Raw genomic sequence first — 15519 nt, 5'->3', positions numbered from 1 at the left:
ATGTCACTGTTCGGTGGAAAAGAGACCGACGTCTTTGAGGCAATTAACAAGCACCTTGAGGTCGTTGAGAAGGCCCTCACGGCATTTCGGGAACTGGTGGAGGCTTACCTAAATGGGGACTTCAACAGGGCAAAGGAGATGGAGGAAGAAGTCTCAAGGCTTGAGACCGAAGCAGACGGGCTGAGAAGGAGCATTGAACTGATGCTCTACGAGGGGGCCTTTCTCCCGGTCAGCAGGGGGGACTACGTGAGGCTTAGCGAGCTTGTAGATCAGGTGGCCGATGCCGCCGAGAGCGCATCACACACGCTGATCCTAGCTAAACCCAAAGTTCCGGCGGAAGTTAAGGGGGACATACTTAGCCTCGTAGATTCCGCCATAGAAACCTTTAGAATCCTCAAGGAAGCCGTCAAGGCCCTCAACGAGGACGTGGATAAAGCCCTTGAGCTGGCTAAAAAGACGGAGGATGCTGAGGAGAGTGCCGATAAAATAGAGTACGACGTTAAGGAAAAGGTCTTTGAGAGCGAGACCATAACAACCTACGCAAAGTTAATATGGAACCAAGCGCTCACAAAGATCGGCGACATCGCCGACCGTGCCGAGGACGCCTCGGATCAGGTCATGCTGATGGCAATAAAGAGGAGGGGATGAAGGATGAAGGTTCTCGTTGCCGCTCCGCTTCATGAGAAAGCTATAGAGGTTCTGAAGAAGGCTGGTTTTGAAGTCATTTACGAGGAGTATCCAGACGAGGACAGGCTTGTTGAACTTGTCAAGGATGTTGATGCGATAATCGTTAGAAGCAAGCCGAAGGTAACCCGGAAGGTCATCGAGGCCGCTCCAAAGCTCAAGGTCATAGGGAGGGCCGGTGTTGGCCTCGACAACATTGACCTCAAGGCCGCCGAGGAGAGGGGAATTAAGGTCGTAAACAGCCCTGGAGCAAGTTCCAGGAGCGTTGCCGAGCTGGCCATCGGCCTTGTCTTTGCGGTAGCAAGGAAGATAGCCTTCGCAGACAGGAAGATGAGGGAAGGCGTCTGGGCCAAGAAGCAGTGCATGGGGATTGAGCTTGAGGGCAAGACCATTGGAGTCGTCGGCTTCGGAAGGATAGGCTACCAGGTCGCGAAGATAGCGAACGCCCTCGGCATGAACGTCCTCCTCTACGACCCGTACCCGAACGAGGAGAGGGCGAAGGAAGTCGGAGGAAAGTTCGTTCCGCTTGAGGAACTCCTCAGGGAGAGCGACGTCGTTACCCTCCACGTCCCGCTCGTGGAAACCACCTATCACCTCATCAACGAAGAGAGGCTCAAGCTCATGAAGCCGACCGCCATACTCATCAACGCCGCGAGGGGGGCTGTTGTTGACACCGATGCCCTCGTCAAGGCTCTCCAGGAGGGCTGGATCGCGGGAGCAGGCCTTGATGTCTTCGAGGAGGAGCCTCTACCGAAGGACCACCCGCTCACAAAGCTCGACAACGTCGTTCTAACGCCGCACATCGGAGCTTCGACGGTTGAGGCCCAGATGAGGGCCGGCGTCGAGGTTGCCGAGAAGATAGTGGAAGCCCTCAAGGGCTGACTCCATTTTGTCAAACTTTTTAAGTACCATTTCTCATTTTTGATCGGTGAGTGTCTATTGAAAGACCTCGTTGACCCTATCGTTGATGCCATCAAACTCGCGGTCACGACAATTCCCGCGGACACTGTTGAAGCCCTCAGGCGAGCCTACGAGAGCGAGCAGAGTGAAATAGCGAGGTTCAACCTCTGCAACACTTTGAAGGCAATCGAGATTGGAAAATCCAGGAAAGTTCCTGTCTGCCAGGACACGGGGACGCTGACCTTTTTTGTGAAGGCGGGCGTTGAAAGCCCTTACCTGGGCGAGATTGAGGGGGCGATCATAGAGGCAACGAGGAGGGCAACCTTTGGGATTCCGCTGAGGCCCAACGCCGTTGACGTTCTTACCAGCAAAAACTCGGGCGACAACACGGGGAAGGGCGTACCCGTGATCCACTGGGAGCTGGTTGGTGGGGACGACCTTGAGACAGCCGTTCTCCCGAAGGGCGGCAGGAGCGAGAACTGCTCCGCCTTGGCGATGCTGACTCCAGCTGAAGGGTGGGAGGGCGTTAAGCGCTTCGTCCTCGAGCGGGTGAAGGAGTGCGGCGGAAAGCCCTGCCCGCCCGTAATTCTCGGGATCGGCGCCGTTGGCTATTGCCTTCGAAGGTTCGGCTACGCCCGGAGTGTAAGCAAGGGTCAGGGTTTCTCTGGTAACTGAAACCTTCGGTATGACCTCTATCTTCCCATTTCCGGGGAAGTTGTCCCTGTGGAATTCAAGGGGATTCATGTCATCACCGGGATTAGTAATCTTATGAATGTTAAAAACTCTACCCTTCCACTGGAAAATAAACTCGTTTTTGTGTAACAACGTACCTCTCTGTCCTCACAGACGCCTATCCGGATTAACGACCAAAACTTTTTAAAGCAGGGGATGGTTCACTAATACCGGGTGTGGGCCGGTAGCTCAGCCTGGTATGAGCGCCGCCCTCGCAAGGCGGAGGCCGCGGGTTCAAATCCCGCCCGGTCCACCATAACAGTCCTTTCTTGCGAAAGCGCTGGTGGAAAGTTGGTATGTGTTTTTAATGAGCTAGCTTTTGAGAGGGTTTACTATCGAGTTGCTAGATTTACAGGATTTTCTCACAGTATAGCGCTCGAAGAGCGCTAAAAGAAAGTTTGAAATCATTATTAACGAGAGATTTTGGGAGTAAACCCGCGTGAACTTGCTTTCTGGTAGAGCATACACTCATCAATAAGGAAAGTTCGAGAAGAAGGGCGCACTTTTGGTCAAGCTTTTCCCAAAAGCCTCCTGCGCGAAGTTTGATCAGGGTTCGTAGCTCTTTTTTAGAATCCTAATTCGTCGTGCTTTTCCCACCAAACAGCTGTTCTTGAATGTGAGAACTCTCAAACTCACCAGTTTAACGCGTGTTTAGCCCTAAATCGATTCCCTTTGGGCGTCAAAGGAAAGAAAACACTTTTTGAGAAGTCTTTCCAAGCATGTTCTCACTCAAAAATGAGCACTTGCAGTCCAAAATCTTGAATAAAACATTCTTGGGAAGAAGGAGCTACAAACTTTGATGAAACTTTGTCGGGCAAAGTTTCTTGGCAAACATATAAAAGGGCTGGAGATTATGTCCGATGGTGAAAACAATGAGCTGGAAGGACAGACTTGGTTTGGTTCACATATACACTGGCAACGGAAAGGGAAAGACCACGGCTGCGTTTGGACTCGCCGTGAGGATGCTTGGTTCTGGCGGAAAGGTTGCCATAGTACAGTTCATGAAAGCTCCCAAGGTCTACGGAGAGCAGAAGAAGATAGAGGAATGTGGTGCCCTCATTGAGTCCTTTGGTCTGCCGGGCTTTGTCCATGGAAAACCAAGTGAGGAGGACATAAAAGCGGCAAAGAGGGCACTTGAAAGAGCGAAAGAACTGGCTTCAAGCGGTGAGTGGGACCTCGTTATCCTCGATGAGGTCTGCGTCTCCCTCGGCTTTGGAATGCTCGATGTTGGGGAAGTTAAGGAACTGATAAAGGGCAAAGCTGAAAACACGGAACTCGTTCTCACGGGAAGATACTGCCCGGAGGAGCTTTTCGAGCTGGCCGACTACGTGACTGAAATGAGGGAAGTCAAGCATCCGTACCAGAGAGGGATACTGGCGAGACGCGGTGTTGAATATTGATTTCGACAATTGACCGAAAAGCTTTTTAGTTAGTAAAGCTTAAGATAAGCCGAGGAAGTTTTAGTTACAATTTTTTATTAAAGAAGCGAAGGGGGTGAGGAGAGATGAGCGAGCTTATCCAGCAGATTGTGCAGGTTCTCAAGGAGCAGGTCGTTCAGGACACCGTTGTCCCGAGGAACATTAGGAGGGCCGCCGAGCAGGCCATTGAAGTTCTCCTCGATGAGAGCCGCGACCCGGCCGTTAGGGCGGCGGACGCTATAGCCATCCTTGAAGAAATCAGCGAAGACCCGAACATGCCGATGCACACAAGGACTATAATCTGGGAGGTCCTCGGTGCTCTTGAGCAGGTCAAGTGAGCCTTTGGTTTTTTCCGCTCATTTCCTGCTCAGATACCACAGTTTTGCGCTTTCCTCTACGAGTTCCGCCTTGTAGAACGCTTCTCTGAGACTCCTTCCAACGGCGACAATTCCGTGCCTCTCCATAAGAACCGCGTCCGCCTTCCTGATTTTCTCAGCCACAACCGCTGCCAGCTCTTCGGTTCCTGCCGGCCTGAAAGATGCTATTGGAATCCTGCCGAGGTATATCTCGGCCTCTGGAGTGAGTATTGGAAGCTCTCCAGTGAGCAGTGTGGAAGCAACTATCGAGTACGGTGGGTGCAGGTGGGCGATGGCTTTAACGTCGGGTCTCTCATGATATATTGCAAGGTGCAGGCGGTATTCTGAAGAGGGCCTAACGCCGCTTACCTGTTTTCCGTCGAGAGTAACTACAGCGACCTGCTCCGGAGTCATCTCGTCCATCACGGAGCCGGTGGCCTTAATGAAGACTAAATCTCCAACCCTTATGCTCAAGTTTCCACCGAATGCCGCAGTCAGGCCCCTCTCGTGGGCTTTTCTTGAGTACTTCACAAGCTGGGCTTTTGCAGTCCTCATTCTTCCACCACCTTCACTCCGTAGCCGCAGTCCAGGCAGATGGCCTTCTTCCCTCTCCAGGATAGTCCACCACCACAGATCGGACAAACGTCGAGCTTTCCACTCTCTTTCCACCTCTGGAAGGTGTCCTTGTCTATTACGAGGTAAATCCCATCTTCCCCTTCCCTAAAGTCTCCGAAGACGGGGGCACTCTCAAGCTCCCCACTCTCGAGGCTGATTATCGCAGGCTCAACTCCAATGTTCCCCTCGTACTCTATGTCGTTCGCCGGAAGAACTTCGAGGATGAGGGCGTTGAGCTTTCTGTCGTGGTAGGCAATGACTTCAAGCGCGTCGCTGACCTCTCCGGTCGCGGGTATTACGTCGATCACAAGGCTCTCACGTGGGAATACCAAAACAACAACGTCTTGGTTTCTCAGGAGCGCGAGTCCCTTCCCGGAGTAGAGCTCCTCAAGTCCAAGCTCTTTCAAGATTGTCTTCACTTCGTCGCCGCTCGGGAGGGACTTCTTCTCCAGCATTATCTTTTCAAGCCTGTAAGCGAGAGGAATGGCAACCGTTACCGGGTCGTAGGCCCTCATGTTCTCACCGAGCTGAGAATGAGAGAAAAATTTATAAACCTACTCCAGCGATTATGGAACGGGCTGCCCAGTAGGGTCCCGCGGTAGCCTAGCCTGGGAGTGGCGGCGGACTGTAGATCCGCAGGTCCCCGGTTCAAATCCGGGCCGCGGGACCACCAGAATTCTTCGATGGTTCTTAACGTTGCCAATTCCGTTTTTAAGAAGTCTCCTAGGCTGTTGGTTCTGTTTATCCCGGAATGTGATTACTCCTGAATTTTGAAGTATAAGGCATCTAATATGGAAGGGTGGTGCATAGGATGGTAAAAGAGAGAAAAGAAAAGTTCTCACTTCATCTTCTCGAGGATAATCGCCGGGCAGACCTTAGTAACGCCGTCAATTCTTCCTATCTTCTCCGAGATTATCTCGGAAAGGTGCTCTCCGTCCCTAGCCCATACCTCGGCCATTATCATGTGGTCGCCGCTGGTCAGGTAGACGTGCTTGACGAAGTCAAACTCCTTGAGCTTGTTGGCTACCTCGAATATCTTCTCCGGCTTCGTATCCACTCCGGTAATGCTGACCAGGTTGTAACCAAGCTTCGCCGGGTCAACGACGATTGTGTACTGCTTTATTACTCCAGCCTCCTCAAGGGCCTTGACTCTCTTCCTCACGGCCGTTTCGCTTATCCCCAGTACCTTTGCTATCTCGGTGAATGGTGTTCGAGCATCCTTGGTGAGCATCTCAAGTATAATCTTGTCCCTCTCGTCTAACATAATCTCACCACCTAAGTTTCAAATACGCACTAATCCTTTATTAAGGTATCGGATTTTTTGGTTTATTATTCAAACTTTTCTGAGTTTGAGGACTGCCTCAACGTGGGGCGTGTGCGGAAACATATCGAGGCCAACGGCCTCTTCAATCTTGTAGCTTTCCGAGAGCTCTTTGAGGTTTTGAGAGAGAGTCTTTGGATTGCAGGACACGTAAACGAGGGTCTCAGGCCTGTCTTTTAAGATTTTCCTAACGAGCTTGGGATGGAGACCGGCCCTGGGAGGATCAACTACCACTGTGTCATATTCGGAGAGGTTATCAACGTCCTTGTCTTCTCCGACGCGGAATTCTGCATCAACTCCGTTGATCTGGGCGTTTTTCTTTGCCATCTCAACCGCGAACGGGTTTATCTCGATTCCTTCTACTTTGAAGCCCCTCTTCGCAAGATAGATTCCGAACGTTCCAACGCCGGAGTAGAGGTCGAGAACCTTCTCACCTTCCACCAGCTCGGCCACTTTTCGGACGAGGTTAACGGCCTGGTAGCTGTTCGTCTGGAAGAAGCTGTTTGGATGGACAAGATAAGTAACGTCGTCGATCTTCTCCCTTATGAAGGGCTCACCCCAGTACCTCTCTACATCTCCGTAAGAGACGTCGCTCTCGGTCCTGTTCACGCTCCAGTAGATGGAAGTTGCGTACGGGAAGTATTCTGGAAAGCTCTCCGGGAGCTCGCCCTCTGAAGTTACGAGATTCACCATAAGCTCGCCTGTGAACTTGCCCTCTCTCATGACAATGTATCTCAAAAGGCCCTTATTCTCTCTTATCTCGTACAACGTCGGCTTTTCATCTTCTATGAATTCCCGCAGGGACTTCAGAACCTTTCGGCTTGTCTTCCCAAAAACGGGACATTCCTCAATATTGACTACGTCCCACCACGTTCCGTATCTCCTGAACCCTATTCCCCCTGTGCTTATAACGACGTCTATCCTGTTTCTGTGTCCATAGATTACGGGAGAAGGCATCACATCAACGTCCGTCCCGATATACCTGGAGAGCTTCTCACTCTTGAACTCCACCTGCTTCTCGTAGGGGAGATGCTGAAGAAGACAGCCGCCACATACGCCAAAGTACGGACATTTGGGTTCAATCCGGATTGGTGATTTTTCAAGAACTTTAAAGTCCGTCGCTATAAGCTTCTTCTTTTTCCTCCTCCAGCTGGCTACTTCCACCACATCGCCTGGAGCAGCATACGGGACGAGAATCTCCCTTCTACCGGCTCTGATTATCCCGAGTCCGTCGTCGCTGAGTCTTTCGATGGTTCCCCTGATCACGCTCATGGTCTCAATTTTGCGTGCCTTTTTATAAATCTGCCGAGCTGACGATTCGACAAAAATGTTCACAGAAGGTTTATTTAGGTCTCCAACGTAGTATTATTGGTGCCGGGTTCATGTTCGGCCGCCGTAAGGATGTTGTCTATAAGGTTTTGAGCACCAAGAAGAGGGCGGTAGCACTCCACAAGCTGAGCGCAGAGCTTGAAACTCCTGCTCCGGCGCTGTTAAAGACCGTCAAGGAGCTTGAGTCTGAAGGTCTCGTCGAAGTCTTCTATGGGGTTGATAAAGCTTCCATTATGGTCAGGGCTAAAACTTTAGAGGACTACTTCGGCTCTGAAGTATGACTGATTAATATTAAGCAAACGATACGAGGAGAGCTGATTAACATGGTTGCTATTGTGATCACAGGGAGGGGCGGGGCAGGAAAAACAACGATGAGCGCTAACCTCTCAACATATTTTTCTTTGAGCGGTTATAAGACGCTTGTTATTGACGGCGACCTCTACCTTCCAAAGCTGGCCTTTCATTTCGGTATCTACAACCCCGTCACAAACCTCCACACCCTTCTGTCTAATCCAGATACCAGACTCAAGGATGCTATCTACCACGACGTCAAGACTGGAGTTGATGTCCTCCCCGGCAGTTCAAAGCTGTTTGATATCCTCACAATGGATGAAAAGCGACTCAGAGATATTGTGCGTGAAGCGGCGGAGAATTACGATGTAACATTCATTGACTCTCCCGTTGGAATTCCCTTTGATACCATTTCCACCTTCAGGCTCGCTCAGTACCAGCTGATTGTAGTGGAGCTTGGGAGATGTCCGGTTCACTCCTTCAGGAAGATGGTGGAAAACGAGGTGGACAAGCTCAAAGCCCTTGGAGAAGCCTACGGTCTCAAAGTTGGAGTCATATTGAACAAGATCCGGGAGGAAAAGCCAATAGTTGATGACATCGTTGAGTACCTTGAGGAGAGCGTTGGCGTTCCCGTTGTGGGCATAGTTTCCTTTGACCCCGCTGTTCCAGCGAGTCAAAACAGGGGAATCCCTGTTGTTGTGAACGTCCCGCACTCCCGTGCAGCCAGGGATATCAGGATGGCCGGCGATGTCCTTAGAGAATGGATCTTTAACGTGGAAATAAAAAGAGGTCTAATCGATAGCTTTCTTGATACGCTCCGTTCACTCTTTCTGAGGCTCTTCCCTTCTGGCAAAAAGCTCTGAGACCCTGACCAGTGGGAGGAAAGTGTATTTTGCGCCTATGGCCTCCTCGGCTCCTTCTTCTCTGTCAACGACAACCATTACGGCCGCTATTTCTGCACCTTCCCTTTCGAGAACTTCCGCAGCCTTCAAGACGCTTCCACCCGTCGTAGTGACGTCTTCGACAAGGAGAACTTTATCACCCGCTTTAACCTCACCCTCAAGCTGGCTTCCAGTTCCGTGCCCCTTTGGTTTTTTCCTGACGATTACGAGCGGTTTTTCCGTTTCCAATGCAAGGGCGGTGGCTATCGGGATGGCCCCGAGTTCTGGCCCGGCGACCCTATCAAAGGCTATCCCTCTTTTCTGAGCTTCCTCTGCCATGAGCTTTGCTATGAGCTTGAGCGCATGAGGTTTGGTGCTGAGCTTCTTGACGTTTATGTAGTAGTCGCTCTTCTTCCCCGACGTCAGTATGAAGCGGCCGAATAGTATCGCCTCTTCGTCAAAAAAGAGCCGTATCAGTTCGTCTTTTGAGTTCTTCATGACAATCCCCAGCTCAGCTGAGAGTAAGGATATAAAAATCTGCCGGGCAAAGCTTTTAAAATGACCATCAACAGTGTTAATGGTGATCTCATGGTGAGTGAAATCCTGCTGATACTGTACTTGATATTCGCAGTGTTCGTTGGTGTAAAGCTTTACGGAAAAACCAATAGCTGGCTCTCTGAGTTGGACAGGATAACCCCTATAGTGGAGACAGGAAAAGCCCTGAAATATGGATTCCTGGCATTTGGAGGAGCTGCCGTCCTTGAACTCCTCGTGTTGTATCCCATTTCTTCTGATGCGGGCCTTCTGTTCCTGCCGCTCGTAGCTGGTTTTGTAGAGGAAGGGGCAAAGCTCTCTCCGTATCTCCGTGGTGGAGATGAACTCTACCGCTGGAGGCTTACTGTCAAGGTTGCTTTAATATTCGCAGTTATAGAGGCCGTTCTTTACGGGATAACTCTTTTCTTCTCCGGCAACATCCTGGGCGCTCTCCTTAGAATTGTCGTGGTCATGTATCATGTTTCCTTCACGGCGATCGCCCTTGAGGATGCTCTAAAAGGCTCACTCCTTTCAGGTTATTTGAAGGCGGCGTTGCTTCACACCCTCTACGACGCCCCGGTATTTGTAACGCTGGCCATTTCAGACCTCTCCCCGCTGGCCTCAATCATGGGAATCGCCGCGATTGTTTACACCTACTACCACGTGGACGAGGCCTTTGGGGTAGCTCACAGAATGGCAAGAAGAGCTCTAGAGGAAAGAAAAAAGAAAGCTCAGGAGTTCTGGAATGAAAGGGGAATATCATTCAGCGAGGACGATGGTATGGAATTCACTTCTTCGCCTTAAATTTTTCCTGGAGCTCGTAGAGCTCCGCTACCCTCTCTATTGTATCGGCCTCCTCGGGGCTTTTATCTTCCCTAAGAGCGACGTAGCGCGGGAACCTCAGGGCGAAGCCGCTCTTGTACTTCGGGCTCTTCTGTATCTCCTGGTAGGTGACCTCTATGACGAACTTCGGCTCTATCTCCACGAACTTGCCCTCCTGGCGTACTATGTAGGGCTTGAGCATCTTGGTGAACTCGATCAGATCCTCGTCTGTGAAGCCGCTCCCAACCTTTCCAACCGGAACAAACTCTCCGCTGTGCGGGTCATAAGCAGCCACGAGGAACGAGCCGAGTAGGTGCGCCCTCCTGCCTTCGCCCCACTCCGCACCGATGATTACAAGGTCGAGGTTTTCCATCGTGGGTTTGACCTTGAGCCACTTCTTTCCGCGGTTTCCGGGCTCGTAGACGGCATCGAGCCTCTTTGCCATGACTCCTTCATGGCCCAGCTCAAGGGCCCTCTTGTAGAAGGCCTCCGCTTCTTCGACCTTCTTGGTTATCAGCTGTTCTGCGAGCTTTACTTTTTCACTTTCCTCAACAATCTCTTCAAGCTTCTTTCTCCTGTCAATGAACTTCGTCTCTATCAGACTCTCGCCGTCGACGAACATTACATCGAAGAGGTTCAGCTCGAGCGGAATCTTTTCGATCATCTCGTCTATGTTGTACTTCCTCCTAAAGCGCCTCAGCACATACTGGAAGGGCCTTGGCTTTCCGCCTTCACCCACTGCAACAAGCTCTCCCTCGACTATGGCCTTTTTCGGTTTAACGGCAGCTTTTATTGCCTCCACAACTTCTGGAATTGACCTCGTGACGTTTTCAAGTCTCCTAGAATATACTATGACCTTATCTCCGTCCTTGTGAACCTGAACTCTCGCTCCGTCGTACTTTATCTCAAAGGCGGCCTCGCCACCCATCTCAATGAGGGCATCCTTAACGCTCGCCGCGTTCTGGGCCAGCATCGGCCTTATCGGCTTTCCTATCTGTATCCTAACCTCTGAGAGCCCCTCGTTGCCTTCGAGCTTGGCTATTTTGGCTACGTAGCCGAAGTCGCTCGTTAGCATGTAGGCCCTCTCAACTAACTCGGGCTTCACCTTGAATGCCTCGGCTATCGCGTCCCTAAGCAGTCCTTCGGCAACGCCGGTCCTCATCGTTCCAAGAACGGTTCTCGCTATATACTTCCCCTCCTCAGGTTGAGCGTCCATGAAGAGGTTCGCCAGATACTTCATCTTCCTGTCTTGGCTGCCCTCGCCCTGGGCTTCAGCTATTTTGACGAAGGTATCATAGACACGTTTTATTGTCAGCGGCTGTGAGAAGAAGCTCTTCTGCTTCTTTTTCTTGATGGCAAGGGCTACACTCTCGCCGAGGTCGCCCGTGTCCCTTATGGAGTCTTCTATTTCTTTTTCAGGGACTCCCGTTGCCATTGAAACTGCTTTTATTAGGAGCTTCTCTCCTACGCCGAGCTCCCTCTCGTCCCAGTCCGGAAAGACCTTCCCAAGGATCAAGTATGGAACTATCTCAAGGAGGTCGTCCGGGGTCTTCTTCAGAAAATCGGCAACGAACTTCGTCTTCAGGGTCTTCAGTGTGGTCTTTTCGAGCCGCCTGTAGAGGTCGGCCAGTTCAGAGTAGCGCATATCTCCCATTCTCACCACCGGATAAAATACGGCGAGGAGAATAAAAGGGTAGCGGGCTACTCAACCCAGCGCCCTACCTTCGGCCTCTCTGTGTATATCTCGGCTATGTCGTAAGGAAGGCTCATGTCTGCCAGCAAGTTCTTGGCATTTTCTTCCTCCTTTTCTTGGACAAGTGCAAAAAGGCCCTTCCCGAGCATTATCATTGAGCTCGGGTTCTTCAGGGCTCTGTCCAGTTCCCTCGCTATCTCAAGGAGTTCTCCCGAGAGGAGGCCGGTCTTTTCCGCAAAGTTTCTGGCCAGAACCATCATTCTCTCGGGCTTTGGATCCTTCAGGAGTTCCTCAAGCGCCTTTCGGCCCTCGGCTTCAATGGCCTTTACAACGTCTCCATCAAGAACTTCCTTCGTTGAAAGCCTGCCGAGAGGCACCACGAGAACCTTGTAGTCCTCAAAGAACAGGTTGTCGGTAACTCCTATCCCCGGAGCGCCGGGCTTTATCCTTACCTCAATCCCCCCAGCGAGCTGGCCGATCACATCACCGAGGCCGCCCTTATGCTTTACCTCAGCCTCGTGGGCTAACTGAGAAGCTCTGAGCCACGTCCCGCCAAAGGCGTAGCTTAGGGTTAAAGCTGTTCCCAGTGCCCCGCCGGCACTGTTGCCGAAGCCGTAGCCGTTGGGAAAGTCGAAGTACTGCCATACCTCAACCTCTCCAAGGAAGTCCTTGGGGACGAGCTTTTCCGCGACGTAGTAGGTTATCTCCGCCTCTTCTTTTTTCACGGGTTCCCCGTTGAATGCAACGTGGACGTGCCTCTCAAGAGTCCCAGTCTCAATGCTGGCGAAGACGTTGGTGCCCTTCGAGAGGTTCACACCGGCACCGAGTGAGCCTGCCTTCAGCGGCTCTTCATGGAGCACCGGCACGAAGAACGCCGTTATGTGAGCTGGAATAAACGCCCTGATGAGCATGCTTTTTCACCCCAGAATGGTTCAGAAGAGGCTCTTAAAAGCCTTTCAGGATATAAAAAGAAAGAAGGGACTGAAATTCACTCCTCAACGACGTAAATCGGCACCTTTCCGTGCGGGATGCCGTACTTCTTGCCGTACCATTCGCTGAGTACGTACCAGGCGCCGATAAGGAGTATTACGCCGAGCGGCAGAAGGATTATCCAGCTGTGGACTCCGATGCCAAAGAGCAGGTACAGAACTATTCCAACTGAGGCCGCAGTTACTGCATAGGGCACCTGGGTCGTCACGTGGTCAATGTGATCTGAACCGGAGAACATGGAGCTCATAATGGTCGTGTCGCTTATCGGTGAGCAGTGGTCTCCGAAGATGCCTCCAGCGAAGACTGCACCAATGCTGGCGAACACTTCGGGACCAACCCTTCCGGTGATGCCATAAGCGAGGGGTATTGCTATTGGGAGCATGATGCTGAACGTTCCCCAGCTGGTTCCTGTGGTGAAGGAGATGAACATCGCTATCAGGAAGACTATCAGCGGTATCCAGCTTCCACCAACGCCTGCGCTCTTGGCCAGGTCCACTACATATGGGGCGGTTCCAACAGCGTCAGTGGCACTCTTAATACTCCATGCCAGCAGGAGTATCGTGTTGGCTATGACCATCTGCTTCATTCCCCTTACTAGCGCGTCTTCGGCCTCCTCAATGGTCATCTTCTTCATGGCAAGGACGAGTGTAAATGCCACCACGACCATGGCAAAGCTTCCCCACAGGAGGGCCAGCGCTGAGTCAGAGTTTCCAAGGACTTCCATGAGGCCGCCCTTGGCATAGGCTTCGCTTCCGCCTCCCGTGTACCACATGCCGTAGAGGGTCACGAAGATCAGCGTCAGTATCGGCCAGATGAAGATGTGCACACTTCCCTCCTCTTTTGGCAACCCTAAGTCAACTTCCGTCGTCATCAATGGCTTTGCTCCATCGCGGAGAACCTTTCCAGTAGTCCTTGCGCGGTATTCGGCGTGGAGCATCGGGCCATAGTGCCTGTGGGTATAGGCCACGATGAGGACGAGGAGTATCGCAAGAATTGAATAGAACCTGTAAGGAACGCTGTGCATCCAGGCGACGTAGGCACCGTAATCAACGTTGAGGTCTTTGAACGCATCCCCAATAAGACCTACCTCGTAGCCTATCCACGTCGAGACAACTGCAAGTCCTGCTACAGGCGCTGCAGTTGAATCGTCTATGTATGCCAGCATCTCCCTCGAGACGCGCGTCCTGTCGGTTATCGGCCTCATCGTGTTTCCGACGATGATGGTGTTGGTGTAGTCGTCGAAGAATATGAGAACTCCCAACAGCCAGCCCATAACAGACGCTCCCCTGCTAGTCCTCACCCGACTGGCCAGTGCCCTACCGATGGCGTGAGCACTGCCGGACTTGTATATCAGCCCAACGCCTGCCCCGATCAGGAAGTCAAAGAGCAGGATTTTCACGTTCCAGTCGTCCACGGCATTCTGAACGATCCAGTCTATTGTCTGCGTCGTCCCCGTTATCGGGTTCCATCCAGCAACCATTACCCCACCAGTCCACACACCGGCAAATAGGGCCAGTATGACCCTCTTCGTCCATATCGCTAATATAATTGCGACCAGCGGCGGCAGCAGAGACAGCACACCAAAGTCCGACACATTTTCACCTCCAAGTATTTTTAACCAAAGGAAATTCGACTTTTTATAAATCTTTCTATATTTCTTGTGTTATTGACTAAATTTCTCGAGTTCCTGCCACATACTTGGCAATTCTTTGTCGTTAGGGTACTTAGTGAGATATTCAAGTACCTATTAGGACACTAAAGCTATAAAAGTCTTCCCAAGCATATTTTGGATTTTTATACAAAACATCTCTCAGCTTTCAATACGACTCCAAAAGGTTTGGATATAAGAAAAAGATAACATTGCGCTTTATTCTGCTGGAACTTTTAAATCTGCAAAAAGTTTAGAGATTTTCCAGAAGTGTCTTTAACTTCTGAAAGTCCTTCCTCAGTTCTTCTCTCAGCGGCGGTTTGTAGAGGGCCGCCGCAGGGTGGTACATCGGCATTATGACGATTTTCCCGAAGAGTGTACGTGCCTCGAAGGTCTTTCCGTGGGTCTTGCTTATAGGTTCTGGCTCAAAGCCGAACTTCCGGAGGAGGTAGTTCATCGAGTGCCTTCCGAGCGGGACTATGATCTTCGGCCTGATTATGTCTATCTGCCTGTCTAGGTAGGGAGAGCACGCCTTTATCTCTTCCTCCGTCGGGTCGCGGTTGTTCGGAGGCCTGCACTTGACTATGTTGGTGATGTACACCTCGTCCCTGCTCAAGCCTATCTCTGCTAGGAGCCCATCGAGAAGCTTCCCAGCCCTGCCGACGAATGGTAGGCCTTTCTGGTCCTCCCAGTAGCCCGGCGCTTCACCGACGAACATTACTTTGGCATCGTAGCTCCCCGCTCCGGGAACTGCGTTCGTTCTCAGCTTTCCAAGCGGGCACTTCTGGCAGTTCCTGATCTTCTCCTCAAGCTTTTTCATCAGCTCTTCCTTTTTCATATTCATCACGCGAGAGTTTTCTGGCTGAGGTAGGCCTTCAAAAACTCTGTCCAGGCGGTGTAATAGCCCTTTTCGTACTCGTCCCTGAACTCCTGCGTTGCCATTTCGGAGTACATACTCAAAAGTTCCTTTGCTCTTTCTCTGTCGCTGTCCGTCAAGAGCTGGACTATCAGGGAATCAGTGTCGTTGTCCTTAACGGCGTTCATTATGCCCTCAACTGCCCTCGCGTATCCCCTGCCCCACTCGTCGCTTCCTGCTATCTTAATGAGCTTCTCCATATGGCCTTTCGCCTTGGTTAGATCCCTCCTCATTATCGCCCTGACGAACATCTCCATCCTCATGTCGCGCGCAGGCATTCTACCACCGCCTCTACTTCCCGGCTTTCCTTTTAACGTTAACCTGAGGGAACTTCCCAGTTTTGTCCCATACCTATGAAGGAAAATCTTCATATTTACGCAAAAGTTTTT

General features: G+C 51.4%; 17 protein-coding genes, 2 tRNA genes and 2 pseudogenes. 10 read left to right on the top strand and 11 right to left on the bottom strand.

Annotated elements, in window-relative coordinates:
- From A0127_RS04905 to A0127_RS04895, 3 genes and pseudogenes are all read left to right on the top strand, one after another.
- Positions 1 to 648, top strand: a complete 648-nt coding sequence (locus A0127_RS04905) for a TIGR00153 family protein (protein WP_062388678.1) — start codon at positions 1 to 3, stop codon at positions 646 to 648.
- 3 nt (positions 649 to 651) lie between these two features.
- The gene (locus A0127_RS04900) at positions 652 to 1566 is read left to right on the top strand and encodes a D-2-hydroxyacid dehydrogenase (RefSeq protein WP_062388674.1); all 915 of its coding nucleotides are present in this window, start codon (positions 652 to 654) and stop codon (positions 1564 to 1566) included.
- A 57-nt stretch (positions 1567 to 1623) separates the two neighbouring features.
- Positions 1624 to 2193: pseudogene (locus tag A0127_RS04895) on the top strand (fumarate hydratase); the annotation flags it as partial.
- On the opposite strand, the pseudogene A0127_RS10715 reads toward A0127_RS04895, so the two are convergent.
- Positions 2167 to 2328 (bottom strand): annotated as a pseudogene (locus A0127_RS10715) (NAD-dependent malic enzyme); the annotation flags it as partial. The pseudogenes A0127_RS04895 and A0127_RS10715 sit on opposite strands and share 27 nt — an antisense overlap.
- A 166-nt stretch (positions 2329 to 2494) precedes the next feature.
- Here A0127_RS10715 and A0127_RS04890 point away from each other — a divergent pair.
- The 3 genes from A0127_RS04890 (at position 2495) to A0127_RS04880 (ending at position 4072) form a co-directional block, all read left to right on the top strand.
- A tRNA-Ala gene (locus tag A0127_RS04890) sits at positions 2495 to 2572 on the top strand.
- 616 nt (positions 2573 to 3188) lie between these two features.
- On the top strand, positions 3189 to 3716 hold the full coding sequence (cobO, locus tag A0127_RS04885; protein WP_062388671.1) for a cob(I)yrinic acid a,c-diamide adenosyltransferase: 528 nt from the start codon (positions 3189 to 3191) through the stop codon (positions 3714 to 3716).
- Between the two features lie 104 nt (positions 3717 to 3820).
- On the top strand, positions 3821 to 4072 hold the full coding sequence (locus tag A0127_RS04880) for a UPF0147 family protein (protein ID WP_011251081.1): 252 nt from the start codon (positions 3821 to 3823) through the stop codon (positions 4070 to 4072).
- A gap of 18 nt (positions 4073 to 4090) precedes the next feature.
- Here the strand turns inward: A0127_RS04880 and A0127_RS04875 are convergent, their stop codons facing one another.
- Both A0127_RS04875 and A0127_RS04870 read right to left on the bottom strand, forming a co-directional pair.
- Positions 4091 to 4645 carry an aldolase gene (locus A0127_RS04875; RefSeq protein ID WP_062388668.1) on the bottom strand — a complete coding sequence of 185 codons (555 nt, stop codon included), beginning with the start codon at positions 4643 to 4645 and terminating at the stop codon, positions 4091 to 4093.
- On the bottom strand, positions 4642 to 5220 hold the full coding sequence (locus tag A0127_RS04870; RefSeq protein WP_062388665.1) for a hypothetical protein: 579 nt from the start codon (positions 5218 to 5220) through the stop codon (positions 4642 to 4644). The genes A0127_RS04875 and A0127_RS04870 overlap by 4 nt, the downstream gene beginning before the upstream one ends.
- A 77-nt stretch (positions 5221 to 5297) precedes the next feature.
- Here A0127_RS04870 and A0127_RS04865 point away from each other — a divergent pair.
- A tRNA-Tyr gene (locus tag A0127_RS04865) sits at positions 5298 to 5375 on the top strand.
- 168 nt (positions 5376 to 5543) lie between these two features.
- Here the strand turns inward: A0127_RS04865 and lrpA are convergent.
- Both lrpA and rlmD read right to left on the bottom strand, forming a co-directional pair.
- Positions 5544 to 5969: an HTH-type transcriptional regulator LrpA gene (lrpA, locus tag A0127_RS04860; RefSeq protein WP_062388662.1), complete on the bottom strand. Its 426-nt coding sequence runs from the start codon at positions 5967 to 5969 to the stop codon at positions 5544 to 5546.
- 69 nt (positions 5970 to 6038) lie between these two features.
- Entirely contained in the window at positions 6039 to 7289 is a 1251-nt protein-coding gene (gene rlmD / locus A0127_RS04855) for a 23S rRNA (uracil(1939)-C(5))-methyltransferase RlmD (protein WP_062390845.1), read from the bottom strand.
- A gap of 119 nt (positions 7290 to 7408) precedes the next feature.
- On the opposite strand from rlmD, the gene A0127_RS04850 reads away from it, so the two are divergent.
- Together A0127_RS04850 and A0127_RS04845 are read left to right on the top strand one after the other, a co-directional pair.
- Positions 7409 to 7636, top strand: coding sequence for a hypothetical protein (locus A0127_RS04850; protein WP_062388660.1), 228 nt, complete (start codon positions 7409 to 7411; stop codon positions 7634 to 7636).
- 42 nt (positions 7637 to 7678) lie between these two features.
- Positions 7679 to 8509: a MinD/ParA family ATP-binding protein gene (locus A0127_RS04845; protein ID WP_062388657.1), complete on the top strand. Its 831-nt coding sequence runs from the start codon at positions 7679 to 7681 to the stop codon at positions 8507 to 8509.
- On the opposite strand, the gene pyrE is transcribed toward A0127_RS04845, so the two are convergent.
- On the bottom strand, positions 8468 to 9025 hold the full coding sequence (gene pyrE, locus A0127_RS04840; protein WP_062388654.1) for an orotate phosphoribosyltransferase: 558 nt from the start codon (positions 9023 to 9025) through the stop codon (positions 8468 to 8470). The genes A0127_RS04845 and pyrE overlap by 42 nt on opposite strands.
- A gap of 60 nt (positions 9026 to 9085) precedes the next feature.
- Here pyrE and A0127_RS04835 point away from each other — a divergent pair, with 60 nt between their 5' ends.
- Positions 9086 to 9865, top strand: coding sequence for a hypothetical protein (locus A0127_RS04835; protein WP_156471153.1), 780 nt, complete (start codon positions 9086 to 9088; stop codon positions 9863 to 9865).
- On the opposite strand, the gene A0127_RS04830 is transcribed toward A0127_RS04835, so the two are convergent.
- From A0127_RS04830 to A0127_RS04810, 5 genes are all read right to left on the bottom strand, one after another.
- Positions 9849 to 11528 (bottom strand): ATP-dependent DNA ligase, encoded by a 1680-nt coding sequence (locus A0127_RS04830; protein ID WP_062390843.1) that lies wholly within the window; start codon positions 11526 to 11528, stop codon positions 9849 to 9851. The genes A0127_RS04835 and A0127_RS04830 overlap by 17 nt on opposite strands.
- Before the next feature lie 56 nt (positions 11529 to 11584).
- Positions 11585 to 12487, bottom strand: a complete 903-nt coding sequence (locus tag A0127_RS04825; protein ID WP_062388649.1) for a pantoate kinase — start codon at positions 12485 to 12487, stop codon at positions 11585 to 11587.
- Between the two features lie 77 nt (positions 12488 to 12564).
- On the bottom strand, positions 12565 to 14160 hold the full coding sequence (locus A0127_RS04820) for a Na+/H+ antiporter NhaC family protein (protein ID WP_062388645.1): 1596 nt from the start codon (positions 14158 to 14160) through the stop codon (positions 12565 to 12567).
- A 307-nt stretch (positions 14161 to 14467) separates the two neighbouring features.
- The gene (udg, locus tag A0127_RS04815; protein ID WP_062388640.1) at positions 14468 to 15052 is read right to left on the bottom strand and encodes a type-4 uracil-DNA glycosylase; all 585 of its coding nucleotides are present in this window, start codon (positions 15050 to 15052) and stop codon (positions 14468 to 14470) included.
- Positions 15053 to 15057: 5 nt separating this feature from the next.
- Positions 15058 to 15408: a hypothetical protein gene (locus A0127_RS04810; protein ID WP_054840826.1), complete on the bottom strand. Its 351-nt coding sequence runs from the start codon at positions 15406 to 15408 to the stop codon at positions 15058 to 15060.
- Positions 15409 to 15519: the final 111 nt, after the last annotated feature.

The organism is Thermococcus peptonophilus (assembly GCF_001592435.1).
In the GTDB taxonomy this organism is placed as follows: Archaea; Methanobacteriota_B; Thermococci; order Thermococcales; family Thermococcaceae; genus Thermococcus; species Thermococcus peptonophilus.
Note: the sequence above shows the minus strand (reverse complement) of the source record. Positions and strands in the feature narration are given on the sequence as shown.